25 protein-coding genes and 1 riboswitch are annotated in these 26,222 nt (G+C 71.7%); of the genes, 12 read left to right on the forward strand and 13 right to left on the reverse strand.

Annotation, left to right across the window (positions count from 1 at the left end):
• Window positions 1-1,597, forward strand: a 1,597-nt coding sequence (locus tag H2038_RS11080; protein WP_292112976.1) for a gamma-glutamyltransferase family protein, incomplete at its 5' end; no start/stop codon positions are given.
• Window positions 1,598-1,612: 15 nt separating this feature from the next.
• Here H2038_RS11080 and H2038_RS11085 read toward each other — a convergent pair.
• Both H2038_RS11085 and H2038_RS11090 read right to left on the reverse strand, forming a co-directional pair.
• Window positions 1,613-2,488, reverse strand: coding sequence for a lipid A-modifier LpxR family protein (locus H2038_RS11085; protein ID WP_292112978.1), 876 nt, complete (start codon window positions 2,486-2,488; stop codon window positions 1,613-1,615).
• 141 nt (window positions 2,489-2,629) lie between these two features.
• A complete protein-coding gene (locus H2038_RS11090) occupies window positions 2,630-4,513 on the reverse strand; it encodes a ribonucleoside-diphosphate reductase subunit alpha (protein ID WP_292112981.1) in 1,884 nt (627 codons plus the stop codon).
• A 286-nt stretch (window positions 4,514-4,799) separates the two neighbouring features.
• Between H2038_RS11090 and H2038_RS11095 the strand changes: the two genes are divergently transcribed.
• The 3 genes from H2038_RS11095 to H2038_RS11105 all read left to right on the forward strand — a co-directional run bounded on the left by H2038_RS11095 (window position 4,800) and on the right by H2038_RS11105 (window position 6,691).
• Window positions 4,800-5,549: a phosphatase PAP2 family protein gene (locus tag H2038_RS11095; RefSeq protein WP_292112983.1), complete on the forward strand. Its 750-nt coding sequence runs from the start codon at window positions 4,800-4,802 to the stop codon at window positions 5,547-5,549.
• A riboswitch (yybP-ykoY riboswitch) is annotated at window positions 5,529-5,629 on the forward strand. (Overlaps the previous gene by 21 nt.)
• A gap of 96 nt (window positions 5,630-5,725) precedes the next feature.
• Window positions 5,726-6,289 (forward strand): TMEM165/GDT1 family protein, encoded by a 564-nt coding sequence (locus H2038_RS11100; RefSeq protein ID WP_292112984.1) that lies wholly within the window; start codon window positions 5,726-5,728, stop codon window positions 6,287-6,289.
• Between the two features lie 36 nt (window positions 6,290-6,325).
• Entirely contained in the window at window positions 6,326-6,691 is a 366-nt protein-coding gene (locus H2038_RS11105; RefSeq protein ID WP_292112986.1) for a hypothetical protein, read from the forward strand.
• On the opposite strand, the gene H2038_RS11110 is transcribed toward H2038_RS11105, so the two are convergent.
• Together H2038_RS11110 and H2038_RS11115 are read right to left on the reverse strand one after the other, a co-directional pair.
• Window positions 6,670-7,464: a metallophosphoesterase gene (locus tag H2038_RS11110; RefSeq protein WP_292112988.1), complete on the reverse strand. Its 795-nt coding sequence runs from the start codon at window positions 7,462-7,464 to the stop codon at window positions 6,670-6,672. The genes H2038_RS11105 and H2038_RS11110 overlap by 22 nt on opposite strands.
• On the reverse strand, window positions 7,448-8,227 hold the full coding sequence (locus tag H2038_RS11115; protein WP_292112989.1) for a hypothetical protein: 780 nt from the start codon (window positions 8,225-8,227) through the stop codon (window positions 7,448-7,450). Before H2038_RS11115 ends, H2038_RS11110 begins: the two co-directional genes overlap by 17 nt.
• 174 nt (window positions 8,228-8,401) lie before the next feature.
• Here H2038_RS11115 and H2038_RS11120 point away from each other — a divergent pair, with 174 nt between their 5' ends.
• Window positions 8,402-10,543 carry a response regulator gene (locus H2038_RS11120; protein WP_292112991.1) on the forward strand — a complete coding sequence of 714 codons (2,142 nt, stop codon included), beginning with the start codon at window positions 8,402-8,404 and terminating at the stop codon, window positions 10,541-10,543.
• 2 nt (window positions 10,544-10,545) lie between these two features.
• Here the strand turns inward: H2038_RS11120 and H2038_RS11125 are convergent, their stop codons facing one another.
• On the reverse strand, window positions 10,546-11,187 hold the full coding sequence (locus H2038_RS11125) for a glutathione S-transferase family protein (protein WP_292112993.1): 642 nt from the start codon (window positions 11,185-11,187) through the stop codon (window positions 10,546-10,548).
• 280 nt (window positions 11,188-11,467) lie between these two features.
• On the opposite strand from H2038_RS11125, the gene H2038_RS11130 reads away from it, so the two are divergent.
• Entirely contained in the window at window positions 11,468-12,514 is a 1,047-nt protein-coding gene (locus H2038_RS11130; protein ID WP_292112996.1) for a ribonucleotide-diphosphate reductase subunit beta, read from the forward strand.
• A gap of 12 nt (window positions 12,515-12,526) precedes the next feature.
• Here the strand turns inward: H2038_RS11130 and H2038_RS11135 are convergent, their stop codons facing one another.
• The 5 genes from H2038_RS11135 to H2038_RS11155 form a co-directional block, all read right to left on the reverse strand.
• On the reverse strand, window positions 12,527-13,291 hold the full coding sequence (locus H2038_RS11135) for a molybdopterin-dependent oxidoreductase (protein WP_292112999.1): 765 nt from the start codon (window positions 13,289-13,291) through the stop codon (window positions 12,527-12,529).
• A complete protein-coding gene (locus H2038_RS11140) occupies window positions 13,288-14,016 on the reverse strand; it encodes a cytochrome b/b6 domain-containing protein (protein WP_292113002.1) in 729 nt (242 codons plus the stop codon). Before H2038_RS11140 ends, H2038_RS11135 begins: the two co-directional genes overlap by 4 nt.
• A gap of 56 nt (window positions 14,017-14,072) precedes the next feature.
• Window positions 14,073-14,495 carry a cell wall hydrolase gene (locus H2038_RS11145; protein ID WP_292113005.1) on the reverse strand — a complete coding sequence of 141 codons (423 nt, stop codon included), beginning with the start codon at window positions 14,493-14,495 and terminating at the stop codon, window positions 14,073-14,075.
• Window positions 14,496-14,569: 74 nt separating this feature from the next.
• Window positions 14,570-16,027: a HAMP domain-containing sensor histidine kinase gene (locus H2038_RS11150; RefSeq protein ID WP_292113007.1), complete on the reverse strand. Its 1,458-nt coding sequence runs from the start codon at window positions 16,025-16,027 to the stop codon at window positions 14,570-14,572.
• A 40-nt stretch (window positions 16,028-16,067) separates the two neighbouring features.
• A complete protein-coding gene (locus H2038_RS11155) occupies window positions 16,068-16,790 on the reverse strand; it encodes a VTT domain-containing protein (protein ID WP_292113010.1) in 723 nt (240 codons plus the stop codon).
• Window positions 16,791-16,919: 129 nt separating this feature from the next.
• Here H2038_RS11155 and rpmH point away from each other — a divergent pair, with 129 nt between their 5' ends.
• From rpmH to H2038_RS11180, 5 genes are read left to right on the forward strand one after another with little or no spacing between them, the layout of a single operon-like run.
• The gene (gene rpmH, locus H2038_RS11160) at window positions 16,920-17,054 is read left to right on the forward strand and encodes a 50S ribosomal protein L34 (protein ID WP_003164000.1); all 135 of its coding nucleotides are present in this window, start codon (window positions 16,920-16,922) and stop codon (window positions 17,052-17,054) included.
• Between the two features lie 26 nt (window positions 17,055-17,080).
• Window positions 17,081-17,491, forward strand: a complete 411-nt coding sequence (rnpA, locus tag H2038_RS11165) for a ribonuclease P protein component (protein ID WP_292113012.1) — start codon at window positions 17,081-17,083, stop codon at window positions 17,489-17,491.
• A 5-nt stretch (window positions 17,492-17,496) separates the two neighbouring features.
• Window positions 17,497-19,293: a membrane protein insertase YidC gene (yidC, locus tag H2038_RS11170; protein ID WP_292113014.1), complete on the forward strand. Its 1,797-nt coding sequence runs from the start codon at window positions 17,497-17,499 to the stop codon at window positions 19,291-19,293.
• A gap of 1 nt (window position 19,294) precedes the next feature.
• The gene (yihA, locus tag H2038_RS11175) at window positions 19,295-19,936 is read left to right on the forward strand and encodes a ribosome biogenesis GTP-binding protein YihA/YsxC (protein ID WP_292113015.1); all 642 of its coding nucleotides are present in this window, start codon (window positions 19,295-19,297) and stop codon (window positions 19,934-19,936) included.
• Window positions 19,937-19,973: 37 nt separating this feature from the next.
• Window positions 19,974-20,939 (forward strand): alpha/beta hydrolase, encoded by a 966-nt coding sequence (locus tag H2038_RS11180; protein ID WP_292113016.1) that lies wholly within the window; start codon window positions 19,974-19,976, stop codon window positions 20,937-20,939.
• On the opposite strand, the gene H2038_RS11185 is transcribed toward H2038_RS11180, so the two are convergent.
• Complete coding sequence (locus H2038_RS11185; protein ID WP_292113018.1) at window positions 20,936-22,417, reverse strand: S41 family peptidase; 1,482 nt, start codon at window positions 22,415-22,417, stop codon at window positions 20,936-20,938. The two genes, H2038_RS11180 and H2038_RS11185, sit on opposite strands and share 4 nt — an antisense overlap.
• Before the next feature lie 80 nt (window positions 22,418-22,497).
• The gene (locus tag H2038_RS11190) at window positions 22,498-23,499 is read right to left on the reverse strand and encodes an LLM class flavin-dependent oxidoreductase (RefSeq protein ID WP_292113020.1); all 1,002 of its coding nucleotides are present in this window, start codon (window positions 23,497-23,499) and stop codon (window positions 22,498-22,500) included.
• Window positions 23,500-23,596: 97 nt separating this feature from the next.
• On the opposite strand from H2038_RS11190, the gene H2038_RS11195 reads away from it, so the two are divergent.
• A complete protein-coding gene (locus H2038_RS11195) occupies window positions 23,597-25,249 on the forward strand; it encodes a CocE/NonD family hydrolase (RefSeq protein WP_292113022.1) in 1,653 nt (550 codons plus the stop codon).
• Here the strand turns inward: H2038_RS11195 and H2038_RS11200 are convergent.
• Window positions 25,246-26,184 carry a pirin family protein gene (locus H2038_RS11200; protein ID WP_292113024.1) on the reverse strand — a complete coding sequence of 313 codons (939 nt, stop codon included), beginning with the start codon at window positions 26,182-26,184 and terminating at the stop codon, window positions 25,246-25,248. The two genes, H2038_RS11195 and H2038_RS11200, sit on opposite strands and share 4 nt — an antisense overlap.
• Window positions 26,185-26,222: the final 38 nt, after the last annotated feature.

Raw genomic sequence — 26,222 nt, forward strand, 5'->3', positions numbered from 1 at the left:
GGCCGCCAATCCGCTTGCGGTGGAGGCGGGGCTGCGGGTGCTGCGCGACGGGGGCTCCGCCGTCGATGCGGCGGTGGCGGTGCAGGCGGTGCTCGGCCTCGTGGAGCCGCAGTCCTCCGGCCTGGGTGGCGGGGCCTTCATGATGCATTACGACGCGGCCACCGGCGAGGTGACCAGCTATGACGGGCGCGAGACGGCGCCGGCCGCCGCCACCCCGGACCTGTTCCGCGAGGACGGCCGGCCGCTGGCCTTCCCCGACGCCGTGCTCAGCGGCCGTTCGACCGGAGCCCCGGGGGCGGTGGCGATGCTGGCCATGGCCCAGGCCGCGCACGGCCGGCTGCCGTGGCGTGCGCTGTTCGACGACGCCGAACGGCTGGCGCGGGAGGGCTTCGTGGTGAGTCCGCGCCTCGCCGGCTTCATCGCCGCCGGTCGTGGCCAGGCGCGCACGCGCTGGGCGGACCGGTATTTCACCCGGGAAGACGGCGGCCGCTACGTTGCGGGAGACGTGCTCCGCAACCCCGCCTACGCCGACACCGTGGCCGCGCTCGCGGCGGGCGGACCGGACGCCTTCTACCGCGGCCGCATCGCGCGGGAGATCGTGGCCGCCGTCTCGGCCGAACCTCGCCCCGGCGCGCTGACGGAAGCCGATCTCGCGGCCTATCAGCCGATCGAGCGCGGCGCCCTGTGCCGGCCGTACCGGATCTGGGTGATCTGCGTGCCGCCGCCGCCGTCCAGCGGAGTCGCGCTCCTGCAGTTGCTGGCGATGGCGGAACACACGCCCGCCGTCGCGGAAGGCCCGGACAGCGCCGCCGCCTGGACGGCTTTCGCCCAGCTGCAGCGACTGATGTACGCCGACCGGGACCGGTACGTGGGCGACCCCGCCTTCGTGCGCGTGCCGGTGCAGGGGCTGCTCGACCCCGACTATGTCGCCGGCCGCGCGGGCCTTGCCGCCGGCCTGACCGGCGCCGCCGAACCCGGGACGCCGCCGGGCGGGGTGTTCGCCGGTCCGGACGCCACCCTGGAGCCCACCGGCACGTCCCACTTCGTCATCGTGGACGGCGAGGGCGATGCGGTCAGCATGACCACGACGGTGGAGAGCGTGTTCGGCTCGGGTCGCATGGCGGCCGGCTTCTTCCTCAACAATCAGCTGACCGACTTCTCCTTCGACCCGCAGCGGCCGGACGGCGGTCCCGCGGCCAACGCCGTGGCCCCCGGCAAGCGGCCGCGCTCGTCGATGGCGCCTGTGCTGATCCTCGACCGGCAGGGCCGGCTGGTCGGGGCGCTCGGCTCGCCGGGCGGGCCTTCCATTCTCGCCTACAACGCCCGCGCGCTGATCGCCGTGCTGGACTGGGGGCTGCCGGTGCAGGAGGCCTTCGACCTGCCCAACCTGGTGGCGCGAGGGGACGGGTTCGGGGCTGATACCGGGCGGTTTTCGGCGGAGCTTCGCGCCGCGCTCGCCGCCCGCGGGGTCGAGCTCGAGCCGAACGACAGCGAGACCTCGGGTCTGCACGGGGGCGTCTGGCGGCGGCGCGCCGACGGCGGCTGGGGCTGGGACGGCGGAGCCGACGACCGGCGGGAAGGGGTGGCGCGGCCCTGACCTGCGCCTGCCAAGCTACTGGGGCTTGATCGAGAGCTGGAAGGCCACCAGCCCCTCGGACACGTCCGTGTCCACCCCGTGTCCCGCGCGCAGGCCCTCGGTCTCGATCTCGCGATAGACGAGGCCGAAGGAGCTCTGGACCGCTCCGCGGCGCATGGCCACGCCGAGGGAGGCGTCGCCCATGAAGGCGCCGGAGTCGTGGCTGACGCCGGAACGGGCGAAGTCGCCGTCGCGGGTACGGGCGAAGTTGTAGCCCACGGCCCGGCCCGAGCCGGCGGCGTACAGGTACCAGCGCGGGCGGTCGCCGAAGGCGTCGGCGCCGTCGGGCACCAGGTCGTCGAGATCGGGGCCAATGCGCAGGGTGGCGCCGGCTTCGGTCGTGCCGCCGCGGCTGCCGACGCCCACGCCGACATGCGGCGTCAGGGTGACGTCGAGACCCGACCTGGTGCGCCCCAGGGTTTCGGTCCAGCCGCGGGTGTAGGTCAGATCGTAGTGCTCGGTCTCGATCGCGGCGGGATCGAGCGGTCCCGGCGGCAGCGGCGATCCGTCGGCGCGCCGCAGGCGGCCTTCCGTCCGCAGGCTCAGCCGGTCGCTGAAGCGGCCGTCATCGAACCGCACCGCCTGTCGCGACACCGCCCACGCGGCGCCGTCCTCGCGGATCGGCTGCAGCTCGTCCCGGTAGGCGGGAGCCGCCGGCCGTCCGTCGATGTCAGCGAAGGCGTCGTCGCGGCTCAGCCGGAAGAGCAGGTCGGAAACCGTGACGGGGCGGTCATCGGCCGTGGCCCAGGGGTCCGGCATGGCGACCTGCGGGAGGGCGGATTCGCCCGCATCGGCGCCGGAGGCGGCCGCGGCGGCGCCCAGGGCTCCTGCGATGATCGCCAATGAACGCATCAACGGTCCCCTCAGTCCGTTAACGGGTCCAACCCTGCACCATCACGGCGGCCCCGCCAACTGACGTTTTCACGCCACAGTCTGCCCCCGACGAACGGCGGCCCCGCGGCGGGGTTCCATATGGCCGCGCTCAGCCGGCCGTCACTGGCAGGCGAGGCACTCGTCGTAGTCGGTGCGCGCGACGGCGAACAGGTCCGGCTGGTTGGGATCCGCCTCCGGCTCGCCCTTGGCCTCGGCGCCGGCGAAGGCCGCGCGCTGCACCGACTTGGAGCGCAGGTAGTAGAGCGACTTCACGCCCCGCTCCCACGCCATCCAGTGCAGCATGTGCAGGTCCCACTTGTCGACGTCGCCCGGGATGAAGAGGTTCAGCGACTGGGCCTGGCAGATGTCGGCGGCGCGGTCCGAGGCGAGCTCGACGAGCCAGCGCTGGTCGAGCTCGAACGCGGTCTTGAACACCGCCTTCTCGTCGTCCGACAGCTCCGCGAGGTGCTGGATCGAACCCTCGTGCTCGAGGATCGAGGCCCAGACCGCGTCGGTGTTGAGGCCCTTCGTCTCGAGCACCTCCTCCAGGTACGGGTTCTTCACCGCGAAGGAGCCGGACAGGGTCTTGTGGGTGTAGATGTTGGCCGGGATCGGCTCGATGCCGGCCGAGGTGCCGCCGCAGATGATCGAGATCGAGGCGGTCGGGGCGATGGCCAGCTTGTGCGAGAAGCGCTCCATGACGCCGCGCTCGGCGGCGTCGGGGCAGGGGCCCTTCTCCTCGGCCAGCAGGCGGCTGGCCTTGTCGGCCTCGCGACGCAGATGCTTGAACAGCCGCATGTTCCACGACTTGGCCATGGCGCTTTCGAAGGCCACGCCCTGCTGCTGCAGGAAGGAGTGGAAGCCCATCAGGCCCAGACCCACCGAACGCTCGCGCTTGGCGGAATAGACGGCCGCGGCCATCGCCGGCGGGGCCCGGCGGATGAAGTCCTCCAGCACGTTGTCGAGGAAGCGCATCAGGTCCTCGACGAAGCGCGGCTCCTCGCGCCACTCGAGGAATTTCTCGGCGTTGACCGAGGACAGGCAGCAGACCGCGGTGCGGTCGACGCCGAGGTGGTCGCGGCCCGTGTGCAGCATGATCTCGGCGCACAGGTTCGACTGCTTGACCGACAGGCCCAGCTCGCGCTGGTGCGGCGCCATCTGGCGGTTCACCGTGTCCGAGAAAATCAGGTAGGGCTCGCCGGTCTGCAGGCGGATCTCGAGGATCTTCTGCCACAGGGTGCGGGCGTCGACCGTCTTCATCACCTCGCCGGTCTTCGGCGACTTCAGCTCGAACGACCGGCCGTCGCGCACCGCCTCCATGAAGGCGTCGGTGATGTTGATGCCGTGGTGCAGGTTCAGGGACTTGCGGTTGAAGTCGCCCGACGGTTTGCGGATTTCGAGGAACTCCTCGATCTCCGGATGGTGGACGTCGAGGTAGACCGCCGCCGAGCCGCGCCGCAGCGAGCCCTGCGAAATGGCCAGGGTCAGGGAGTCCATCACCCGGATGAAGGGGATGATGCCCGAGGTCTGGCCCGCGCCCTTGACCTTCTCGCCAATCGAGCGGACCCCGCCCCAGTAGGTGCCGATGCCGCCGCCGTTGGAGGCCAGGGCGACGTTCTCGTTCCAGACGTTCTGGATGCCGTCGAGGCTGTCGCCGACGGCGTTGAGGAAGCAGCTGATCGGCAGGCCGCGGTCGGCCCCGCCGTTCGACAGCACCGGGGTCGCCGGCATGAACCAGAGCTTCGACATGTAGTCGTAGACGCGCTGGGCGTGCTCGGCGTCGTCCGAGAAGGCGGTCGCCACGCGGGCGAACATGTCCTGGTAGGACTCGCCCTTCAGCAGGTAGCGGTCCTCCAGCGTCTTCTTGCCGAAGTCCGTCAGGAGCGCGTCCCGGGTGCGGTCGAGCTTCAGCGAAGGCACCACCGACAGGTGGGGACGCAGCGTGGCGTCAGCCCCCGCAGCACCTTCGAATTCTACCGTCTTCAACGCTTCGCCGCCGGCCATCGGATCATTCGCCCTGAACTAGATCGATTAGGTGATGCCTGCGCCGCCGACCACAGCATCTAGTGGCCGTAGCGCTCCCCAAGCCCACATATGGGGCGCAGATGGCTAACCAACCGTCAACGGGGTTGACGATCACTTTCTGGGCGAATCGTCGCCAAGGCGGGGGATGAGCCTGTGGACGGCCCGCGACGAGGGCATGACGCCGGACGCCCCCGCCGCTTCACGAACGCGTGAGGGGGAACGTCACACAAGCGGGACCGTTTGGCTCGCCATGGAGACATCGGCGATGCTCGATCTGGCCCGTCGGGCCGTCCGGCTGGCCCGCGCCGAAATCGCGGCGCTGGCCGCCCTGCTGGTGGCCGCGCTGGGCGTCCTGGCCTTCATCGAGGTCGCCGACGACATGACCGAGGCCGACGGTCGCGCCGTCGACCAGGCGATCCTGCACTGGCTGCAGCCGGTCCCGGGCCAGCCCCGCGGACCGTGGTGGCTGCAGGAGGCCGCGGCCGACCTGACCTCCCTCGGCGGCATCTCCGTCCTCACCCTGTTCGCGGCGATCGCCCTCGGATTCCTGCTCATCCAGCGCAAGCGGCTGTCCGCCGCGCTCCTCGTCGTCGGCCTCGTCGGCGGCGTGGCCCTGAGCGAAGGCCTGAAGGCCCTGTTCGAACGCCAGCGCCCGCCTGCGGCCTTCCAGGCGGTCGAGACCCTGAACGCCAGCTTCCCGTCCGGCCACGCCCTGCTCTCGACGGTCTTCTATCTGACGCTGGGCGTCATGCTGACCCGCGCCATGCCCCGCCGGCGCCTGAAGGCCTTCGTGCTCGGCGCCGCCATGACTGTGGCCGGCCTGGTCGGGGCGACGCGGGTCTACCTGGGCGCCCACTGGGCGACCGACGTGATCGCGGGATGGTGCGCCGGAGCGGCCTGGGCGATGAGCCTCTGGCTGATGGCCTGGGCGGTCCAGCGCCGTCAGTCGCGCCGGTCGGGCGGGTTGCATGACGCCCCCGCCCCCGATACAGAGCCCGCCGTCATCGGGGAGTAGCCGCCCGCGCCGTCAGCGGGGCTCGCGTCAACACACTTTCCCTCGCCCGGAGGGAATGGCGCGATCAGACCTTCGGGTCCTGGCAAGACCGCTGGCTTCGCAGGGCGCTTCCACGCGGGGGTCCGGCTGCGAACGCCACTGGTCCGTCCGCCGAGGCCCCCGCGCACGATGACGTTTTGGACGCCTTCCTGATTTCGACCGGCCTGGTCTCCGTGGCGGAGATCGGCGACAAGACCATGCTGCTGGCGATCGTTCTGGCCGCGGCCTGGCGCAGGCCGCTGCCGATCCTGCTGGGCATCCTCGCGGCGACCCTGGCCAATCACCTGTTCGCCGCGGTCGCCGGGGCGGTTCTCGCCCAGTTCATGCATGGCCCCTGGGTGCGATGGGTGGTGGGGATCGCCTTCCTCGGGTTCGCGGTCTGGGCCCTGGTCCCGGATCGTTTCGACGAGCGGCCGGACACGACCGAAAGGACCTTTTCCGGCGTGTTCTGGACCACCGCCGCCGCCTTCTTCGTGATCGAGATCGGCGACAAGACCCAGGTGGCCACGGCCATGCTGGCCGCCCAGTTCCAGTCTGTGGCGGTGGTCGTCGCCGGCTCCACCCTGGGCATGATGCTGGTCAACGGGCCGGCGGTGCTGATCGGCGAGGCGGCGGCGCGGCGGCTGCCGCTGCGCTGGATCCGGATCGCCGCCGCCCTGGGATTCGCCGGCACGGGGCTCTGGGTTCTGCTGGCGGGCTGATGTAGAGCAGGGGCCTCCCCCGCGCCCGAGCACCGTATGTCCCGATTGATCCGCCTCCTCGCGGTCGCCGTCCTCCTCGTCTCCCTCACGCTGATGATCGGCCCGTTCGGCAACGTCGAGGCGGGGAGCGGAGTGTCGGACAAGCTGGCGCACTTCCTGGTCTTCGGCCTGATCCTGTGGAGCTTCGGGGTGCTGTTCCCGTCCATGCCGCGGCTGTGGGCGGCGGTTCTGGCGGTGGCCCTCGGCGGCGCCGTGGAAGTGGTGCAGGGACTGGTCGGGCGCGACGCTGACCTGCTCGACCTGGCCGCCGATGCTGCGGGGATCGGCGTCGCCCTGCTGGTGTGGGCGGCCTGGCGCGGCTTCCGCCCGCGGCGGGCGCTTCAGACCTCGAACACCCGGTAGGGTCTGTCGCCGAGCGTCCTGAGCACGGGCAGGGCGACATTGTAGACCGGCGTGCCCTTGTTGGTCCGGCCTTCGGGCTGGCCGCGGTGGGCGTGGCCGTGCACCACCAGGCTGATGTTGTCGTAGCGGTCCACCGTCTCGCCCAGGCGCGACGATCCGAGGAAGGCGTGGATCTCGGGCGGCTCGCCCATCACCGTGTCGACCACCGGCGAGTAGTGGAGCAGGACGACCGAGCGCTCGGTGCGCAGCATGCGGATCGAGTTCTCGATGACGTTGGCGTCCTCCACCGCCTCCTGCACGAAGCGCTTGATCGAGTCCTCGCCGAACGAGCTGAGCATGTAGCGGCCGAAGCCGCCGACGAAGCCCTTTCCCCCGGCGAAACCGACACCCTCGATCTCATAGGCCTGGCCGTCGAGAATTTTCACGCCCGCGTCGCAGAGCAGATCCTTGACCCGCTCCGGCTGGCCGCACTCATGCTCGTGGTTGCCCAGGACCCCGACCATGGGAATCCGGCAGTGGCGCAGGTCCTCGAGCAGGATCTCGACCTCGCGCGTCTTGCCGAAGTTGGTCAGATCGCCGCACAGGCACAGGACGTCCGCCTCCTCGTGCACCCGGTCGAACAGGTCGCGGTGCGGGCGCTCCTGCCCTTCGCCGACGTGCAGGTCGCCCACGGCGGCGACGCGCAGGCGCTTCGCCGGGCCCGGCTCGAGCCCCGGTTGACGCGTCTGGGGATCGGGGTGGCCGCCGCCCGGCGTGTCAGTCGACGGGTTCATGTCGTTCCTCAAGTCCCTTGCCGACGACGTCGCTGAAGCCCCACTCGGTGATGTCGGCGATGTAGTCGCGGGGGCTGAACAGGCGGCCGCGGCAGACGCGGATCCGCGGGGCGGGCAGGTTCACCTGCGCCTGCAGCCGTTCGGTCAGTTCCGCCATCAGCCAGCGCGGCGGCTTGTCCCGCTCGGTGGGGTAGGCGAAGCGGAAATTCAGCAGGTGGGCCAGCAGCACCTCCCAGTAGAGGTCCATCTGGTCCAGCAGGCCCTTCCAGTCGATCGCGTCGGCCTGCTTGAGGATGACGTGGTTCACGTCGGCGCCGTCGTAGCGGTAGCGGTCCTGGATGAAGACCTTCGACAGGATCAGGGCCGTCGGCGGTGTGATGCCGACCTTGTGCCCGTACACTTCGATGGTGTCGTCGCCAAACCAGCTGTCGTTGACGGCGATGGTGCCGTTGGACATGGCGAAGATCACGTCGAAGAAGTAGCGGTCGTCCTTCCACACCTTGGCGATCCAGCGCTCGTCCTCGACGTCCGTGCGGAAGCCGCGGGCCTGGAAGAAGGCGAGGATGCGGGGATAGTCGCCGGGCTTGCAGAAGACGTCGAGGTCCTTGGTGGGCCGCCGGATGCCGGTGTAGGCGGTGACGGCGTAGGTGCCCGAAAGCAGGAACGGGATGCCGCTCTCCTTCAGCAGCCCCAGGGATTCCGCGTAGAAGGCGACCGCCTCGGCGGGCGGGCTGTAGCCGGGATCGGGCACGGTGTCTGACATGGGGTCCGCTGTCTCCGCGACGCGGAAGGCGGCGCGGGCGGGGAAACGGCTCCGGTGCGGAGCCGGTTCCTCGATCCCCGCGCCGCGCCAGTCTCCATTTTGTTTACGCCTTCCGCGATAGGCCTGAACGGTCGGCAGGACCGGGAGGCGCGCCGCGTGAAGGGGCGTTGGCGATTGTTCAGGCACGAGGCGGGGCGCGCGGCCGGCCCGCCGCCCTGGGTCTATGTGGCGCTGTTCGCCGCGTCCCAGCTGCTCGGCCACTGGAGCGTCGCAACCTACGGCGCGGTCGCCATCTGGCTGTCGAACGGCGTCATGGCCGCCGCCCTGCTCCAGCTGCACCGGCGTCCGGCCGTCGCGGTCGTCGCCGCCTGCTTCGCGATCAACCTGTTCAGCAACCTGTTCCGCGGCGATCCGGGCGTCTTCCTCTGGGTGAACCCGCTGCTCAATCTCGGGGAGGCCGCGCTGGCGGCCTTTCTGGCCCGTCGGTGGTGCGGCGCCGCCCTCGACATGCGCCGGCCGCAACGCCTGCTGCGGTTCGCCGGCGCCGCGGCGGCGGCGGCGGCGGCGGCCAGCGTCGCGGGCTTCGCCCTGCTGTGGGCGGTGCGTGAGCCGCCGCTTGAGGTGTGGCTGTTCCAGCTCCGCAACTTCTTCCTGATGGAGGTGGCCGGCCTGCTGCTGGTGACGCCGGTCCTGCTGCTGCTGGCGCGGCGCCACCGGTTCACCGCCCCGGCGGCGGCCGGGCGGCGCGAGACCGTCGTGATCATGGGCCTGATGGCGGCGGTGACCGCCGGGGTGTTCTGGCAGACGACCTCGCCCCTGTTGTTCCTGACGGTCATGCCGATGCTGCTCATCGGCCTGCGTCTGTCGCCGACCATGGCGGCCACGGCCCTGATCCTCCTCGCCACGATCAGCGGGGCGGCGACCCTGACCGGGCACGGACCGATCCACCTGGTCCGCCTCGACTCCGATCCCGGACTCGTCGGCGTCCCGCCCCTGTTCCGCCAGCTGGGGGTCTATCACCTCTACATCCTGACGGTGGTGGCCTCGGTGCTGCCGCTGAGCACGGTGATGGCCGAGCGCCGCCGGCTCGAGGCGCGGCTGCGGGCGCGCACGGAGACGGCGCTGGAGGCGAGGCGGCGGGCCGAGGACGCCGCCGCCGCCCGCTCGCGCTTTCTCGCCATGATGAGCCACGAGATGCGGACGCCGCTGAACGGGGTGGCCGGTTTCGCTGACCTGCTGGCGGCCCGCCCGGGGCTCGACCCGGAGGCGGTCCGGCACGCGCGCCAGATCCGCGAGTCGAGCGACGGCCTGCTGATGCTGGTCGAGGACATCCTCGACTTCGCCCGGGGCGAGAGCGACGTCTCGCCCGAGCCGCTGGATCTCGCCGCCACCGTGCGCGAGGCGTCGGCGCCGGCCCGGTCCGCCGCCGATGCGCGCGGCCTGTCGCTGGTGGTCGAGGACCGGCTGCCGCCCCGCGCCCGCTATGTGGCCGATCCCCGCGCCCTGCGGCAGGCCCTGCACCCGCTGCTGTTGAACGCGGTCAAGTTCACCGAGCAGGGCGAGGTGCGGGTGCGTCTCGACCGGGCCGCGGACGGGGTTACGATCCGCGTGTCCGACACCGGTTGCGGCATTTGCGCGGAGGTGCTGCCGGAGTTGTTCGAGGCCTTCGCCCAGGGGGACGCCTCGATCAGCCGGAGCCACGCCGGCGTCGGCCTCGGCCTGGCGCTGGCGGCGCGCAACGTGCGCCGGCTGGGCGGGCGGATTTCGGTGGACAGCCGGCCGGGCGAGGGCTCCGTCTTCACCCTGGACCTGCCCCTGCCGCGCGCGACCGACAGCCCGGCGCCGGCGGCTGTCGCGACGGAGCCGCCGCCCGCCGCCCCGTCCGCCCGGCGGGAGGTCGAGGCGCCCGCCCGCGCGCCCTGCGTCCTCGTCGTCGACGACCACCCGGTGAACCGGGAGGTGGCGCGGATCATGCTGGAGGCGCTGGGCTGCGAGGTGATCGAGGCCTGCGACGGGGTGGAGGCCGTGGAGACGGCCGCCGCCGCGGCGTTCGATCTGGTGCTGATGGACGTGCGCATGCCGCGCATGGACGGCCTTGAGGCGACGCGCCGCATCCGCGCCTCGGGGACGGCCGGCGCGGCCCTGGCGATCGTCGCCATGACCGCCGACGCCATGCCCGAGGACGTCGAGCGCTGCCTCGCCGCGGGCATGAACGCCCACCTCGCCAAGCCGGTCAGCCAGGCGGCCCTGTTCGCCGTGGTGACGCGGGCGCTCGCCGACGACCTGCCGCCGGCGCGGGCGGCCCTCGCCGCCTGAGCCTAGGCCGGCCCGGACGGGAAGCGGCGGAGCCAGAATTCGTGGAGCTCAGGCAGGGCGTCGACCCGCTCCATCACGGCGTGCATGCGCGGCGCGACCTCGGCGAAGCGCCGGCGCCGCGGGGTCCACCGGCTGGCGACGGCGACGTAGAGGTCCAGCACGGTCAACTCGTCGCCGAGGAGGAAGCGCCCGGGCGCAAGCTGGCTCTCCATCACGCCCCAGCAGTGCGCGATGCGTTCCGCCGTCCGCGCGCGGATGAAGGCCTGGGCGGCCGGGTCGTCGCCGGCCAGGCGCGACGGTTCGTCCCGGACCCAGAACATCGAATAGATCGAGGCCGGGATGAAGGTCATCCAGCGCAGGAACTGCGCCCGTCCCGGATCGCCGGGCCCGGGGCCGAGGGCGGCCTCCGGATGCTGTTCCGCGAGCCAGATCAGAATGGCGGCGCTCTCGGTGATCGTCTCCCCCTCCGGGGTGACGAGGGCGGGCACCTGCCGCATCGGATTGACCGCCGCGACCTTGTCGCGCTCGTGGTCGCCTTCCCAGGTGACGGTCTCGATCACCTCGAAGGGCGCGCCGATCAGGGTCAGCGCCGCCTCCACGGGAACCGAGCCGGAGCCGGCCGCGCCGTAGACGGTGTAGGTCATGTCCGTTCTCCGTGGCCCTCCGCGCAGTCTGCGACGGATGCGCGGCGGCGGCTCCCCCGAATCGCTCGCCGCTCCACAAGGCGCGCTTGTGGCTGCTCCGGAGGGAGGAGGGGCCCGGGGATTGTCCCCCGCTTCGTCCCCAACGACCTATGGCTCAGCTACCAGATATAGCGGTCTGAGAAAATGTGATCGCAAGATAGCCGTATTCCGGCTTGGCGCCGGGCGCGCCGACCCGCATGGTGAAGGCCTCTTCCTTCCGGATTCGCCGACAGGGTTCGTCATGAACGCGCACGCCCCGATCACGCCCTCGACCCCCGGCCTGCTGACCCCGTCGGCCGCCTACAAGCCGTTCCGGTACCCCTGGGCCTTCGACATGTGGAAGAAGCAGCAGCAGGTCCACTGGATGCCCGAGGAGGTGCCGCTCGGCGAGGACTGCAAGGACTGGGCGGCCAACCTGAACGACGGCGAGCGCAACCTGCTCACCCAGATCTTCCGCTTCTTCACCCAGGCGGACATCGAGGTGCAGGACAACTACATGGAGCGGTACGGCCGGGTCTTCAAACCGACCGAGGTCAAGATGATGCTGGCGAGCTTCGCCAACATGGAGACCATCCACATCGCCGCCTACGCCCTGCTGCTCGAGACCATCGGCATGCCCGAGGCCGAGTTCGGGGCCTTCATGGAATACGACGCGCTGCGGGCGAAGCACGACTACATGGGCACTTTCGGCGTGGATACGGACGCCGACATCTGCCGCACCCTGGCCATGTTCGGCGGCTTCGCCGAGGGGCTGCAGCTGTTCGCCTCATTCGCCATGCTGATGAACTTTCCGCGCTTCAACAAAATGAAGGGCATGGGCCAGATCGTCAGCTGGTCGGTGCGGGACGAGAGCCTGCACTGCGAGGGAATCATCAAGCTTTACCACGCCTTCAACAAGGAGACGGGGGCTGTGACCAAGACGGTGGCCGACGACATCGTCGAGTGCTGCCGGACCGTGGTCGACATGGAGGACCGCTTCATCGACCTGGCCTTCGAGATGGGGCCGGTGCAGGGCATGACCGCCGACGACATCAAGGCCTACATCCGCTTCATCGCCGACTGGCGCCTCCGCCAGCTCCACCTGCCGGAGCTGTACCACGTCAAGGAGAACCCGCTGCCGTGGCTGCAGGCCCTGCTGTCGGGGGTCGAGCACGCCAACTTCTTCGAGGCGCGGGCCACCGAGTACTCGAAGGCGGCCACCAAGGGCTCGTGGCACGGCCCCGAGGGCGTCTGGGGCAGCTTCGACGCGATGATGAAGCGGCGCAAGGAAGAAGCGGCGGACGCCTGAGGCCTGCGGGCCTCAGATGCCCGCGTACCAGTCGTAGCCCCGGTCCTCCCAGTAGCCGCCCTTGCCGCGGCCGATGTGGGCGAAGCTCTCCACCGCCTCGATGCGGCGGATGTACTTGGCGTGCTTGTAGCCGAGCTGGCGCTCCACCCGCAGGCGGACGGGCGCCCCGTGGCGGATCGGCAGCGGGCGGTCGTTCATCTCCCACGCCAGGATGGTCTGCTCGTGGAAGGCGTCGTCGAGGCCGATGCTCTCATAGTAGCGCTCGCCGTCCGGCTGCTGGTCGAGGGCGTCGAAGCAGTGGAAGACGATGAAGCGCGCCTCGCGGCGCAGGCCGGCGCGCCGCAGGACCGCGGACAGGCGCGTGCCCTTCCACTTGCCGATCGAGGTCCAGCCCTCGACGCAGTCGTGCTTGGTGATCTGGGTGCGCGACGGCATGCGCCGCAGCTCGGCCAGGGACAGCTGCAGCGGCCGCTCCACCAGGCCTCCCACCTGCAGGCGGTAGTCGCGGAAGCCGTCCGCCTTCAGGCGCCGGTACTCGGCGTCGGCGGGGTCGACCGAGCCGTTGGCGCGGAAGTCGGCGGAGATGTCCTTCTCGCCGTACTCCGGGGCGAGGGCGTCGCGGGCCAGCGCCCGCTGGGCGCGGCGGGTGACCTGCTCGGCCTTGCGCAGGGTGCACTGGACCTGGCTGGAGCGGGACAGGCTGTCGCAGCCGCCGAGCAGGGGAAGGCCCGCGAGCAGGCCGCCCGCGAGCAGGCGACGGCGGTCCGGAGTCCTCATGGTCGCGTCTCCCGATCATGGATCACGTACCAGCCGGTGATCATGGCCCGCAGGTTGTTGACCGGCCCGGACAGGATGACCAGCGCCACGTGGACGAGGGTGAACAGCACCAGGCCGGACGCGGCCAGGAAGTGCAGGGTCCGCGCCGACTGGCGGCCGCCCAGCAGTTCCAGCAGGCCCGGCAGAGCGGCGTTCATGGCAGGCGACATGGCCAGTCCGGTGATGAGCATCAGCGGAAGCAGACCGAACAGCACCGCCAGATAGGCCAGCTTCTGGATGACGTTGTAATGGCGCGCCGCCTCGCCTTCGGGGAAGCGCAGGCGGGCGTGTTCGACGACGCTGCGGCCGAAGCTGGCCAGCTCCTCGCGCGACGGCTCCAGCATTCGCCGAAGCCGGCCGCCGACCACGATCCAGACGAGGTAGATCAGCCCGTTCAGCACGAACAGCCAGGCGAAGAAGAAGTGCCAGCGGCGGCCGAGCGCGAGGTCCCGCCAGCTCGGCAGAGTGGCCCAGCCGGGGATGTCGGGGAAGCTGAGCCACGGATCGTCGAAGGTGGAGGCCAGACCCCAGTAGAGGTGTGGGTGGGCGCGCAGGATCTGCAGCCCGCTCATCAGCAGCACGACGAGGCAGACGAGGTTGACCCAGTGGGTGACGCGGACCACCCACGGATGGCGGTAGACCGCCGTCCTTCCGGCTCCGAGCGTGCGGTCGGCGGGGGACGTCATGCGCCGACTATGACCCAGCTCGCCGCGCGCCGCCACCTTGGCGCCGACCGGGAATCCTACTGCGGCGTGATGCAGGTGCGGCCGCTGGCCCGGCAGGCGGCGACCTCCGCCTCCCAGGCCGCCCGGTCGCGCTCCCAGCGGGCGCGGGCGGCCTCGGCCGCGCGGGCGTCGGCCTCCCACTGGGCGCGCGCGGTCTCGGCCGCCGCCGCCCCGGCGCGCCACTTGGCGTTGGCGGATTCATAGCCGGCCTGGGCCTCCGCCTCGGCCTGGGCCGCCGCTTCGTTGCGGGCGGCGATCTGCGCGTTCAGCCGCGTGGTCGCCTCCACCTCGGCCGGGTCCTGCTCGGCGTCCGGCGCGCGCTGGTACGTCTCGCCCCGCTGGCGCAGCCATTCCGCCGAGCCGGGGGCGGCCGGAGGCGTCTGGGCGAAGGCCGGAACGGCGAGGCTCGCGGCCAGCAGGGCCAGGGTGAGGGAACGCATCGGCTTCTCCTTCCGTCTCGGGGCCGCAGGGGGGCGCCCCGAGGCGGCGCTGTCAAGAAGCCGGCCCCCGGAGTTCAGGTCGGCAGGCGGAGTTCGAAGACGGTGCCGGCGGGGCCGGTGTCGACCAGGCTGAGCGAGCCGCCGTTCAGCTCGGCCAGCTCCCGCGAAATGGTCAGGCCGAGGCCGACCCCGCCGGAGGCGCGACCGCTGACGAAGGCCTCGAAGAGCCGGTCTGACAGGCGGGACGGGATGCCGGGACCGTCATCGGCGATCCGGACGACGCAGGCGGCGTCTTCGGTGCTTGCGCCGACACGCACCACGCCGCGGCCCTCGCGCGTCGGGTCGCTTTCGATCGCCTGGCGGGCGTTGCGCATCAGGTTGACGAGAATGCGGTGCAACTGGTCCGGATCGGCGTGCACGGCGCAGCGCGCCGGGAGGTTGCGGACCAGACGCACGCCCTCCGCGGACAGGCCCGCGTCCTCGCCCGCGGCGGCGACGGCGGCGGCCAGGGGAATGCGCGTCTTCTGCGGGGCGGGCTCCTCGCTGCGTCCGTACTCCAGCACGTTGCGCGACAGGGCCGTGGCCCGGCCGAGCGCCCGCTCCAGCCGGGGCAGGGCCTTGGCCACCTGCGGGTCGGGCGAGGCGGCCAGCCGCTCCGAGGCCATCTGGGCCGAGGTCAGCATGTTGCGCAGGTCGTGGTTGATCTTGGCCACGGCCTCGCCGAGCGCCACGAGCCGGGCGCGCGAGCGCAGCGACTGCCGCACCTCCTCCTGCATGCGCGCCAGCTCGCGCTCGACCCGGCCGATCTCGTCGTGACGGTCGCTGGGGGGATCGCCCTCGGCCTCGGGGTCGGCGGCGAAATGTTCGATGGAGCGGGTCACCCGCCGCAGCGGCTGCAGCACCAGATAGGCGAGACCGGCGTAGAGCAGGGCCCCGGCCACGAGGGAGATGAGCAGGGAGGTCAGCAGGCTGTTGAGCAGGAAGGCGCGCAGTTCGCGTTTGAGCGGTTCGGCGGGGGCGAGGATCTCGATGAAGTCGCCCGAGCGGTAGCGCGGCCGCGCCTGCACGCGGATCGACCGCTCAGGGTGTCCGAACAGGGTGCGCCACGGGTCGAGCAGCCGCGCCATCGGCCGGTTGCGCCGCAGGTCGATCAGCTCGGGCGTCCGCGGCAGGTTGGGGGCCTGCAGCAGCAGGCGGCGCACGCCCTGGTCGCCGACCACCACCGCCTGCACCCCGCCGATGGCCAGCAGCTGGTTGGCGGTGTCGTCCTCGACCGCCGAATAGGGCAGGGCCTCCACCCCGACCGAGGCCAGTTCGGCCGACTGCAGCCGGTCGAGCAGCCAGCGCTCGTGGAAGCTGGCGGCGCTGGGAGCGACGATCAGCACCTCGACCACCGCCGTGAAAGCGAAGGTCAGCAGCAGCAGCCGCCACGCCAGGGCGTCGGGCGCGTGGAAGCCGAGCCGCTCGCGCCAGCCGCCCGGCGCGGCGAACCGTCGCCGCAGGGCGTCGAGGGGGGCGGGAGCGGCGGTCATGCCCACGCCAACGCAAAGCTCGGGCCGGAAGCTGCGACGATCATGCCGTGCGCCTGCCGGACAGCCCCTTCTGCAGGGCCTTGAGCGCGAAGGGCAGCACCACCGCGAGGACGAAGACTCCCGTCATCGGCGCCCAGAAGCGGGCGAACAGCGCCTGGAAGTCGGGGTTGGGGTTCTCGACCAGCAGGGCGTTCAGCCGGGCGCCGATCCAGCAGTAGATGGTGTGGGCCGGCAGCAGGCCCACCACCGTGGCGAGGGTGTAGGGGCGCAGCTTCACCGCCATCAGGCCCGCCGCCACATTGATCATGTGGAAGGGCACCACCACCGCCAGCCGCGAGCCGAGCACGTACCAGAAGGTGTCGCGGTCGATGGCGTTGCACACCGCCTGCATCAGGCCCGCATCGCGTTCCGCCCGCTCGCGCAGGCTCTGCCCGAGCGCCGTGCGGGCCACGCCGTAGATGACCAGGGCCCCGGCGGTGGCGGCGAGGGAGGTCGCCACGCCCCCGACCCAGGGACCGAACAGATAGCCCGCGGTGATGGTGACGAAGAAGACCCCGGGCACGACGCTGGCCGTGAGGGCGGCGAACACCGCCATCAGGATCAGCAGGCTGAGCAGATAGTTGTCCGCCGTGAATTGACGCAGGGCCTGGCCGTGATCGCGCAGGGTGTCGAGCGTCAGGTAGCGGTTCCAGCCCATGCCGAAGATCAGGGCGATGACGCCCGCCAGCACGATCAGGGGCAGGAAACGCTTCAGCCGGTCCATTCTCTCTCCGCGGCAAGGGCCCCGACCCGTCCGGCGTTGACTCCGCGGGTCGCGCCCCTTATACGCCCGCCCTTCCTGCGGCGGACGTCTTTCCGTCGCCCGTAAGACCAAAAGAGTGAGGAGCCGACCGTGAAGCGGACCTATCAGCCGTCGCGACTCGTGCGCAAGCGCCGTCACGGCTTCCGTTCGCGGATGGCCACGAAGAACGGTCAGAAGATCGTGGCCCGCCGCCGCGCCAAGGGCCGCAAGCGCCTGACGGCCTGATCCGTCGGGCGTCCGCCCGCGGGCGCATGACAGATCTTCCAAAAATCGAACGCCTGAAGTCGCGGCCCCAGTTTCTGGCGGCCGCGAAAGGCGTGTCGCAGGCGCGCGGCGCGGTGGTCGTCCAGCGCCTCGACCGGCAGGACGGCGATCCGGCCATCCGCCTCGGTTTCACGGCCACCCGCAAGGTCGGCGGGGCGGTGGTGCGCAACCGGGCGAAGCGCCGCCTGCGCGAGGCCGCCCGGGCGCTGGTCCCCGCCCACGGGGCGCCGGGCAGCGACTATGTGTTCATCGCGCGCATGGGCACGGCCGAGCGGCCGTGGGAGCGCTTGCTTGACGATGTGAAATCGGCGCTTACAAGGCTCGCGACCCCGCGAACGGCGCCCGAAGACGCGCCAGAACCGTCTCGCCCGCCCGCCGCCGCCGGCCAGGATTCCTGATCTCCATGCCCCCTCACGACAACAGCCGCAACACGATCCTCTTCGTCGTGATCGCGGGCCTCATGCTGATCGTCTACAGCATCTTCGTCATGCAGCCGCAGGCGGCCAAGCGGCGGGCGGCGCAGCAGTCGGCGGCGGAGCAGACGGTCCAGTCGCCGATCACCACACCGGCGCCCAGCGCGGCCGTGTTCACGACCGACCGCACGGCGGCCCTCGCGGCGGCGGCGCGCGTGCCGATCGAAACGCCGAAGCTGCGCGGCTCGCTGTCGCTGACCGGCGCGCGCATCGACGACCTGTTCCTGACCGACTACCGCGAGACGCTGGACGCCGACTCGCAGGCGGTGGAGCTGTTCCGGCCGGAGGGCATGCGCCACGCCTACCAGGCCCTGTTCGGCTGGAGCGGGCCGAACATTCCGGGCGGCGTGCCGGGCAAGGCGACGCCGTGGCGGCTGACCGGCGGCTCGACCCTGACCCCGGCCACTCCGGTGACCCTGACCTGGGACAACGGCGCCGGCCTGCGCTTCACCCGCCGCATCTCGGTGGACGACAGCTATATGTTCACCGTCACCGACACGGTGGCCAACTTCAGCGCCCAGCCGGTGACGCTGGCGCCGTGGGGCCGGGTGGAGCGCCAGGGCGTGTCCGGCGAGCTGGGCCGCAACCAGATCCTGCACGAGGGCGCCATCGGCGCCTTCGGCGACGGCGACGGCTACACCACCGAGCAGATCAAGTACGGCGCCTGGTTCAAGGACAAGGTGCAGGAGCACGAGTCCACCGGCGGCTGGCTCGGCATCACCGACAAGTACTGGCTGGCCGCCATCGTGCCGGCCCAGGACGAGCGCATCGAGGCGGCCTTCCGGGTGACCGGCGAGGACGTCGGCACCGCCACCCATTCGGCCAGCATGCTGGGCGAGGCCCACCTGATCCCGCCGGGCCGGCAGGTCACCGAAACCACCCGCCTGTTCGCCGGCGCCAAGCGCAACGAGGTGCTGTCGGCCTACGAGAAGTCGCTGGACATCCCGCGCTTCATCTACGCCATCGACTGGGGCTTCCTGTTCTTCCTGACCCGGCCGATCTTCCTGCTGGTCGAGTTCTTCTACGGCATCCTCGGCAACTTCGGCCTCGCCATCCTGGCGCTGACCCTGACGGTGCGCCTGATCATGTTCCCGCTGGCCAACAAGGCCTACGAGAGCATGTCCAAGATGCGGAACCTCCAGCCGAAGATGGAGGAGATCAAGAAGAAGTACCCGGACGACGCGCCCAAGCAGCAGCAGGAGCTGATGGCGCTGTACCAGAAGGAGAAGATCAACCCCCTGGCCGGCTGCCTGCCGCTGCTGCTCCAGATCCCGGTCTTCTACGCCGTCTACAAGATGCTGTTCGTGACCATCGAGATGCGTCACGCGCCCTTCTTCGGCTGGCTGCAGGACCTGTCGGCCAAGGATCCGACCACGATCTGGAACCTGTGGGGGCTGATCCCCTGGGATCCGGCGACCGTGCCGCTGCTGGGGCCGCACCTGACCGGCACCTTCGCCCTGAGCATCCTGGCGATCGTCTACGGCCTGACCATGTGGCTGCAGATGGCCATGAGCCCGCCGGCGCCCGATCCCATGCAGCGCCGCCTGTTCCAGCTGATGCCGATCGTCTTCACCTTCATCATGGCCACCTTCCCCGCCGGCCTGCTGCTGTACTGGGGCTGGTCGAACGTGCTGACCATCGTCCAGCAGTACGTGATCATGCACCGGCTGAAGGCGGAGAATCCGATCGACACCTTCTTCGCCCGGCTGAAGAAGGCGAAGGCGTAGGGTGGAGGACTTCACCCCCGAGGACCTGGAGCAGGCGCGCATCCTGTTCGCGCGCCCGGCGACCTTCGTCATGGGGTGCGCGAAGATCGAGCAGCTGCCGGAGCCGGACCTCCCCGAGGTCGCCTTCGCCGGCCGGTCGAACGTCGGCAAGTCCAGCCTGATCAACGGCCTCGTCGGCATGTCGAAGCTGGCGCGCGCCTCCAACGAGCCGGGGCGCACCCGGGAGGTCAACTTCTTCGACCTCGACGGCAAGCTGCGGCTGGTCGACCTGCCGGGCTACGGCTTCGCCAAGGCGTCGAAGACGACGGTGAGGAAGTTCCAGGACCTCGGGCGCGACTACCTGCGCGGCCGCGTCACCCTGAAGCGGGTCTATCTGCTGATCGACGCGCGGCACGGGCTGAAGAAGGTCGACGACGAGGCGCTGGACGCGCTCGACCTCGCCGCGGTCAGCTACCAGATCGTCCTGACCAAGGCCGACAAGCTCAAGAAGGGCGAGGGCGAGAAGATGGCCGCCGCCACCCTCAAGGCCATCGCCAAGCGGCCGGCCGCCTATCCCGCGGTGGCCCTGACCTCGGCCGAGAAGGGCGAGGGCCTGCCCGAGCTGCGGGCCGAGATCATGCGCACCACGGGCGTGACCCTCTAGGCTTGCCAGCCGGCGGCGGCGGTGGTCCGCTGCCGCGATGCGCCAGCGCCATATCCAGACCGATCGCCTGAACCAGCACATCCTCGAGGCGGGCTCCGGCCCTCTCGTGCTGCTGGTCCACGGCTTCCCCGAGCTGGCGGTGAGCTGGCGGGGGCAGGTCGAGGCGCTGGCCGGGGCCGGCTTCCGCGCGGTGGCGCCCGACATGCGGGGTTACGGCGGAACCGACAGGCCGCCCGGGACCGGGGCCTACGGCGTCCTCGACCTGGTCGGCGACATGGTCGACCTGGTGCGGGCGCTGGGTGAGGCGCGCTGCGTCGTCGTCGGCCATGACTGGGGCGCGGCGGTGGCCTGGCACTGCGCCCTGACGCGGCCGGACCTGTTCACCGCCGTCGCCGCCCTCTCCGTGCCGTTCCAGCCGCGCCGGCCGAAGGGGCCGCCGACCGCGGCCATGGCGGCGCTGTCGAAGCGGGCGGGCCTGGGCGATCTCTACATCAGCCGCTTCCAGGCCGCGGACGCCCACGAGGCGTTCGACGCGGATCCGCGGACGGCGCTGCGCAAGATGTTCCACGCCTATGACGGCGCCACGCCCGACGACCGGCAGTCGACCGGCTTCATACCCGAAGGCCGGAACTTCCTCTCGACCGTCCCCGACGACGCCGCCCTGCCGCCGTGGATGGGCGAGGCGCACTTCGAAGACTACGTCGCCGCCTTCGCCGCCGGCGGCTTCAGGGGGCCGCTGGACTGGTACCGCTGCCTCGACCTGAACTGGACGCAGACCGCCTTCCTGCAGGACGCGCGCATCCGGGTTCCGGCCGCCTTCATGGTCGGGAAGCGCGACCCCGTCCGCCGTTACGCCGGCGCCCACGAGGCGGCGATGAAGGACTGGATTCCCGACCTCCGCGTTCAGCGCGTCCTGCCCGGCGCCGGCCACTGGATCCAGCAGGAGCGGCCGGAGGAGGTGAACGGCTTCCTGCTGGAGTTCCTCGGCGGCCTGGCCGACTAGCGCTCCGCCGCCTGCCGCTGCGCCCGGTCGATCGCCGCCGGCAGGGCCGCGGCCAGCCGCCTGCCCCGCCGGGCCGGGCCGTCGTTCTGGCGGAAACCGATCAGCACGTCCGGATCGACGCCCGACACCTCATTGCGCCCGTCGGCGCGGAAGCGGGCGCAGTCGGGCAGGCGCAGCACGGCGCCGCTGTGCCGCAGGGTCACGTCGATGCCGCCGCGCGTGTGGCCGCAGCCGGCCCCGGCCGTCGGCGACCCGAGGATCACCGCCGCTCCATTGTCCTGCAGCAGGGCCGCGAACTCCTCGCTCGCCGAGGCTGTCCCGTCGTCCACCAGAACGACCAGGGGCCCGGTCCACACCCCCGGCTCGAAGGCGAAGGCGAGCGGGGTGAACACCTCGGCCGCCCACGGCTTGCCGACGATCGCCGGGTCGAGCGCGGCCACCGGCCCGGTGCTGTAGAGGTCGCCGCGTCCCAGCCAGTCGCAGCCCGGGGCGCGTCCCTCGAACAGGGGTGCGGGGTCGCAGGGCTGTTCCGCCTGAACCCGGGCCGCGGCGTAGGCGGCGGCGTAACCCTCCAGCCGGGCGCGGTCCTCCGCCGGCTGGCCCACAGCCGCCTCGCGCATGCGCCGCTCGCCCTCGGCGAAGGCCTCCACCCAATGGGGATGGCGCACGAAGCCGACTGGCGCCGACCGCAGCGGAACGGGCGTGACCGTGCGCGCCACCGCCTCGACCCATTCGGAGCCGCCGCCATTGCCGGCGATGTCGACCAGCAGGGTGGTCGCCCCCGCCGCCTCCAGGGCGCGCAGCCGGTCCGAGAAGTCCGCCGTCACCCGGTCGGCCGCCAGGGTCCACAGCCGGTCCATGCAGGCGTCGTCGCACGGCTCGCCCGCCGGCCTCAGCTCGGCCAGGGCGGCCGCGCAGGCCGCCGGATGGGCCTGGGGCGAGAACAGGGCGATGCGGATCACGCCGACGGTGCGGCCGTCGACCTCGACCACCCCGGCCGGGAAGCCGCTGTCGCCCTCAAGCGGGCGATAGCCGGGCAGGCGGGTGGCGACGGCGCCGCCGTCGCGGGAATCGGCGCGAAAGCCGAGCTGGTCGCAGGGCGGACGGTCATCCGCCGGTTGCGGACCGGCCGGGGCGCCGGCCACGCCTGTTGCGCCGGCGCGCGGCCAGACGAAATCCACATGGCCGTCGCCGAGATAGCGCTCCAGCCGCTCGAAGACCTCGCGCGCCTCGGCCTCGCTGCCGGCGGCCGCCAACCTCTGGCGCCCCATGGCGAACAGGGCGCCCAGCGGCGCCTCCCGCTCGGTCGCGGCCCATTCCAGATTGGCGTAGTGCGAGGCCATCGCCTCGCGCACCTGGTCGAGGTCGGCGACCCATCCGGCGGAGTCGAAGGCCGGCGGCGCAGCGGGCCCGGTCTGGGCCAAGGCGGCGGGGGCGGCGGCGAGCGCACACCCCAGGACGAGAGCGGCGAGACGCATGACGGGGCTCCTGATCTCGCCGCCCTATGCCGTGCAGCGGCAAGCGTCGCCATTTAATACTTGGTAATGGCGACCCGCAGTCAGGCGGCCTTCGCCTGAAGCCCTTCCACCGCCCGGGCGGTGATCTCCAGACTGCGCAGGCGCGCCTCGAGGTCGAAGATCATGCCGGTGACCATGACCTCGTCGACGCCGGTCAGGGCGACGAACTCCGCCAGCTTCCCGCGCACGGTCGCCTCGTCGCCGATGGCGGCGTATGTCAGCCGGCTCTCGACCGCCGCGATCTGGCGGGCGTCCAGCACGGCGGTGATGTCGTCCACGGGCGGCTTCAGCCGGCCCGGCTTGCCGGTGACCACCGCGGCGAACGACTGCTGCATCGAGGTTGACAGCCGTCGGGCCACGGCGTCGCTGTCGGCCGCGAAGACGTTGATGGCGGCCATGGCGTATGGCCGCTCCAGCTGCGCCGACGGGCGGAAGCCGTCGCGATAGACGCGCAGCGCCTGCAGCAGCATCTCCGGCGCGAAATGGCTGGCGAAGGCGAAGGGCAGGCCGAGCTGCGCGGCGAGCTCAGCGCTGAACAGGCTGGAGCCCAGCAGCCAGATCGGCACCTTCGAGCCCGCGCCCGGCCAGGCGGTGACCCGCTGCCCCTCGACCGGGTCGGCGAGGAAGGCCTGCAGCTCCAGCACGTCGCGCGGGAACTGGTCGGCAGCCTCGAAATAGCGGCGCAGCGCCCGGGCCGTGGCTCCATCCGTGCCGGGGGCGCGCCCCAGACCGAGGTCGATACGCCCCGGGTGAAGCGCCTCCAGGGTGCCGAACTGTTCGGCGATCACCATGGGCGCGTGGTTGGGCAGCATCACCCCGCCGGAGCCGACGCGGATGCTCTCCGTGTTCGCCGCCACATGGGCCAGCGCCACGGCGGTGGCGGCGCTGGCGATGCCCGGCATGTTGTGATGCTCGGCCAGCCAGAAGCGGGTGAAGCCCCGCCGCTCGGCCTCGCGCGCGAGCTCGGTGGTTTCCAGCAGGGCGCGGCGGGCGTCGCCGCCCTCCACGATGGGGGACAGGTCGAGGACGGAGAAGGCGGTCATTCGCTACAGATCGTGTTGCGGACCGGGGGATCAAGGGTCTTGCCCCGATCGCGCCTTTTCGACGAGGCTGGCCGCGACCATCGCCGGAGGGGCCGCCGTGATCACGACCAACGCCATCGCCATCGCCGTCGTCGGCGCCGTGTCCGCGGCTCCCCAGGCCGCGCCGGAGCTGGCGGGAGTCTGGGAGGGGCGCGTGGTCGTGGGCGGCCAGTCGATCCGCGTCGTCTTCCACATCGGGGCGGACGGGACCACGACCATGGACAGCCCCGACCAGGGCGGATTCGACATTCCGGCCCAGGCGCCGGTGGTCGAGGCCGGGATGGTCCGCATCGCCGTGCCCGCCATCGGTGGGCGCTTCGAGGGCCGGCTGTCGGAGGACGGCGCGAGCCTGAACGGGGCGCTGCATCAGGGCGGGGCGAGCCTGCCCGTGGTGCTGGCCCGGCGGGCCGCGACGCCGCTCGCCGGGGTGTGGGAGGGGCCTCTCGCCGTGGGCGGGCGGTCCCTCCGGCTGGTCTTCCGGGTGGCGTCGGACGGGCGCGCGGTGATGGACAGCCCCGACCAGGGCGCCCGCGACATCCCGCTGGAGCCTCCGGCCGTGGAGGATGCACAGGTGCGTTTCGCCGCCCCCGGCCTCGGCGTCTCGGTGGAGGGGCGGCTCTCCGAAGACGGGCGGACCATCACCGGAACCTTCCGCCAGGGCGGCGCCGAACTCCCCCTCGTCTTGAGCCGGACGGCCGAAACGGCCGATCTCACGCGGCCGCGGCCCCAGACGCCGCAGCCGCCCTTTCCCTACCGGTCGGAAGAGGTGGCGTTCGACAATCCCGCGGCGCCGGGCGTCCGGCTCGCGGGAACCCTCACCCTGCCGCAGGGGGCGGGACCCTTCCCCGCCGCCGTGTTGATCACCGGCACGGGTCCTCAGGATCGCGACGAGACCATCGAGGGCCACAAGCCGTTCGCCATCTGGGCCGACGCTCTCACGCGGCGCGGCGTGGCGGTGCTGCGTTTCGATGATCGGGGGATCGGAGGCTCCACCGGCGACTTCGCCGCGGCGACGGGCGTGGACTTCGCTTCGGACGTGGCGGCGGTCTTCGCCGGCCTCGCGGCCCGCCCCGACATCGACAGCGGGAACGTCGGCCTGATCGGGCACAGCGAGGGGGCGGTGTTCGCCTATCTCGCCATGGAGGCCGGGCTGCGGCCCGCCTGGCTGGTCACCCTCGCGGGGCCGGCGGTCGCCGGGAGCGAGATCATCACCGAACAGACGCGCCGGATCGCCGTCGCCGGCGGGCTGCCGCCGGAGGAGGTGGAGACGATCGCCGCCCGTCAGGCCCGGCTGATGACCGCCGTGGCCGACAACGCCGCCGACGGGGAGGCGGTGCGCCGGGAAGTCGAGGCGGCCGCCGTCGCGGCGGGGCTCCCGGCCGAGGTCGCCGCCCGGACCGCGCAGGCGATGTCCAGCCCGTGGTACCGGGCGTTCGTGGCCTACGACCCTGCCGGGGCGATCCGCGCCATCGAGGTCCCGATGCTGGCGGTGTTCGGCGGCAGCGACCTGCAGGTGCCGGCGGACCAGAACGCGCCGGCGATGGCGCGCCTGAAGCCGGACGCCGAGGTGGTGGTGCTGCCCGGCCTCAACCATCTCTTCCAGCCTTCCGGGACCGGATTGCTGCAGGAGTACGGCGAGATCGAAACCAGCCTCGACCCGTCGGTCCTCGAGACCGTCGTCGACTGGGTCGCCGCCCGGGCCGGGCGCTAGACCGGGTCGGTCGGGGCCGGCTTCACCGGGGCCGGAGCGGGTTCCGGCGTCGCCGGCACGTCGGGCAGGGGGATGAACTCGTGGTCGTCGTCCTGCGGCAGGGCCATGCGGCCGGCCTTCCAGTCGGCCTTGGCGGCGTCGATCTTCGCCTGGGACGAGGAGACGAAATTCCACCAGATCACCCGGGGCCCGACCGGCTCGCCGCCCAGCACCATGACCGTGGACGGACGCAGCGCCTTGATCGTCGGTTCGGCGGTCGGCTCCAGCACCACCATCTGGCCGCCGTGGAAGGTCCGGTCGGCGATCTCCACCTCGCCCCGGACGACGTAGAGCGCCCGCTCGGAATAGCCGCCCGCGCCCCGGCCGGGAGGCGCCGCCGTGCGCACGCCCTCCGACAGCTCCCAGTGGACGTAGAACAGGGGCGAGGAGACCGGGGCGGCGGCCTTCGCGCCATAGGCCTCGCCGGCCACGAGACGGGCGAACAGGCCGCCGTTGTCGTAGGACGGCTGGCCCTCCTCGCCATGGTGGTGGAAGGAGGGCTCGACGTCCTCGCTCTCGGTCGGCAGGGCGACCCAGGCCTGCATGCCGTGCATGGGACCGCCGGTGCTCTTCTTCAGCGGGTCGGTGCGCTCGGAGTGGACGATGCCCTTGCCGGCCGTCATCCAGTTGACCTCGCCGGGACGGATCGGCTGGGTCACGCCGGTCGAGTCGCGGTGCAGGATCTCCCCCTCGAACAGATAGCTCAGGGTCGACAGGCCGATGTGCGGATGCGGCCGGACGTTGATGGCCTCGGCCCCCGGCGCGAACTCAGCCGGTCCCATTTCGTCGAGGAAGATGAAGGGGCCGACCATGCGTCGGGCGTGGAACGGGAGCACCCGTCCGACCTCGAAGCCGCCCAGGTCCTTGCGTCGGGCCTCGATCACCATCTCGATCATGTCGCCACTCCCCTCCACGCCTTATCCGATCTCCCGCG

Origin of the sequence: Brevundimonas sp., from assembly GCF_013912005.1 — a bacterium.
Lineage (GTDB): Bacteria > Pseudomonadota > Alphaproteobacteria > Caulobacterales > Caulobacteraceae > Brevundimonas.

What these genes read in the sequence shown, in the direction of transcription:
- H2038_RS11130 (WP_292112996.1), top strand. Translation starts at nt 11,468, where the DNA reads ATGAACGCGCACGCCCCGATCACGCCCTCGACCCCCGGCCTGCTGACC.
- H2038_RS11155 (WP_292113010.1), bottom strand. Translation starts at nt 16,790, where the DNA reads ATGGACCGGCTGAAGCGTTTCCTGCCCCTGATCGTGCTGGCGGGCGTC.
- H2038_RS11125 (WP_292112993.1), bottom strand. Translation starts at nt 11,187, where the DNA reads ATGACCTACACCGTCTACGGCGCGGCCGGCTCCGGCTCGGTTCCCGTG.
- H2038_RS11095 (WP_292112983.1), top strand. Translation starts at nt 4,800, where the DNA reads ATGCTCGATCTGGCCCGTCGGGCCGTCCGGCTGGCCCGCGCCGAAATC.
- H2038_RS11105 (WP_292112986.1), top strand. Translation starts at nt 6,326, where the DNA reads ATGTCCCGATTGATCCGCCTCCTCGCGGTCGCCGTCCTCCTCGTCTCC.
- rnpA (WP_292113012.1), top strand. Translation starts at nt 17,081, where the DNA reads ATGACAGATCTTCCAAAAATCGAACGCCTGAAGTCGCGGCCCCAGTTT.
- H2038_RS11115 (WP_292112989.1), bottom strand. Translation starts at nt 8,227, where the DNA reads ATGTCAGACACCGTGCCCGATCCCGGCTACAGCCCGCCCGCCGAGGCG.
- H2038_RS11145 (WP_292113005.1), bottom strand. Translation starts at nt 14,495, where the DNA reads ATGCGTTCCCTCACCCTGGCCCTGCTGGCCGCGAGCCTCGCCGTTCCG.
- yidC (WP_292113014.1), top strand. Translation starts at nt 17,497, where the DNA reads ATGCCCCCTCACGACAACAGCCGCAACACGATCCTCTTCGTCGTGATC.
- H2038_RS11190 (WP_292113020.1), bottom strand. Translation starts at nt 23,499, where the DNA reads ATGACCGCCTTCTCCGTCCTCGACCTGTCCCCCATCGTGGAGGGCGGC.
- H2038_RS11200 (WP_292113024.1), bottom strand. Translation starts at nt 26,184, where the DNA reads ATGATCGAGATGGTGATCGAGGCCCGACGCAAGGACCTGGGCGGCTTC.
- H2038_RS11085 (WP_292112978.1), bottom strand. Translation starts at nt 2,488, where the DNA reads ATGCGTTCATTGGCGATCATCGCAGGAGCCCTGGGCGCCGCCGCGGCC.
- H2038_RS11110 (WP_292112988.1), bottom strand. Translation starts at nt 7,464, where the DNA reads ATGAACCCGTCGACTGACACGCCGGGCGGCGGCCACCCCGATCCCCAG.
- H2038_RS11135 (WP_292112999.1), bottom strand. Translation starts at nt 13,291, where the DNA reads ATGAGGACTCCGGACCGCCGTCGCCTGCTCGCGGGCGGCCTGCTCGCG.
- H2038_RS11150 (WP_292113007.1), bottom strand. Translation starts at nt 16,027, where the DNA reads ATGACCGCCGCTCCCGCCCCCCTCGACGCCCTGCGGCGACGGTTCGCC.
- H2038_RS11180 (WP_292113016.1), top strand. Translation starts at nt 19,974, where the DNA reads ATGCGCCAGCGCCATATCCAGACCGATCGCCTGAACCAGCACATCCTC.
- H2038_RS11185 (WP_292113018.1), bottom strand. Translation starts at nt 22,417, where the DNA reads ATGCGTCTCGCCGCTCTCGTCCTGGGGTGTGCGCTCGCCGCCGCCCCC.
- H2038_RS11090 (WP_292112981.1), bottom strand. Translation starts at nt 4,513, where the DNA reads ATGGCCGGCGGCGAAGCGTTGAAGACGGTAGAATTCGAAGGTGCTGCG.
- H2038_RS11140 (WP_292113002.1), bottom strand. Translation starts at nt 14,016, where the DNA reads ATGACGTCCCCCGCCGACCGCACGCTCGGAGCCGGAAGGACGGCGGTC.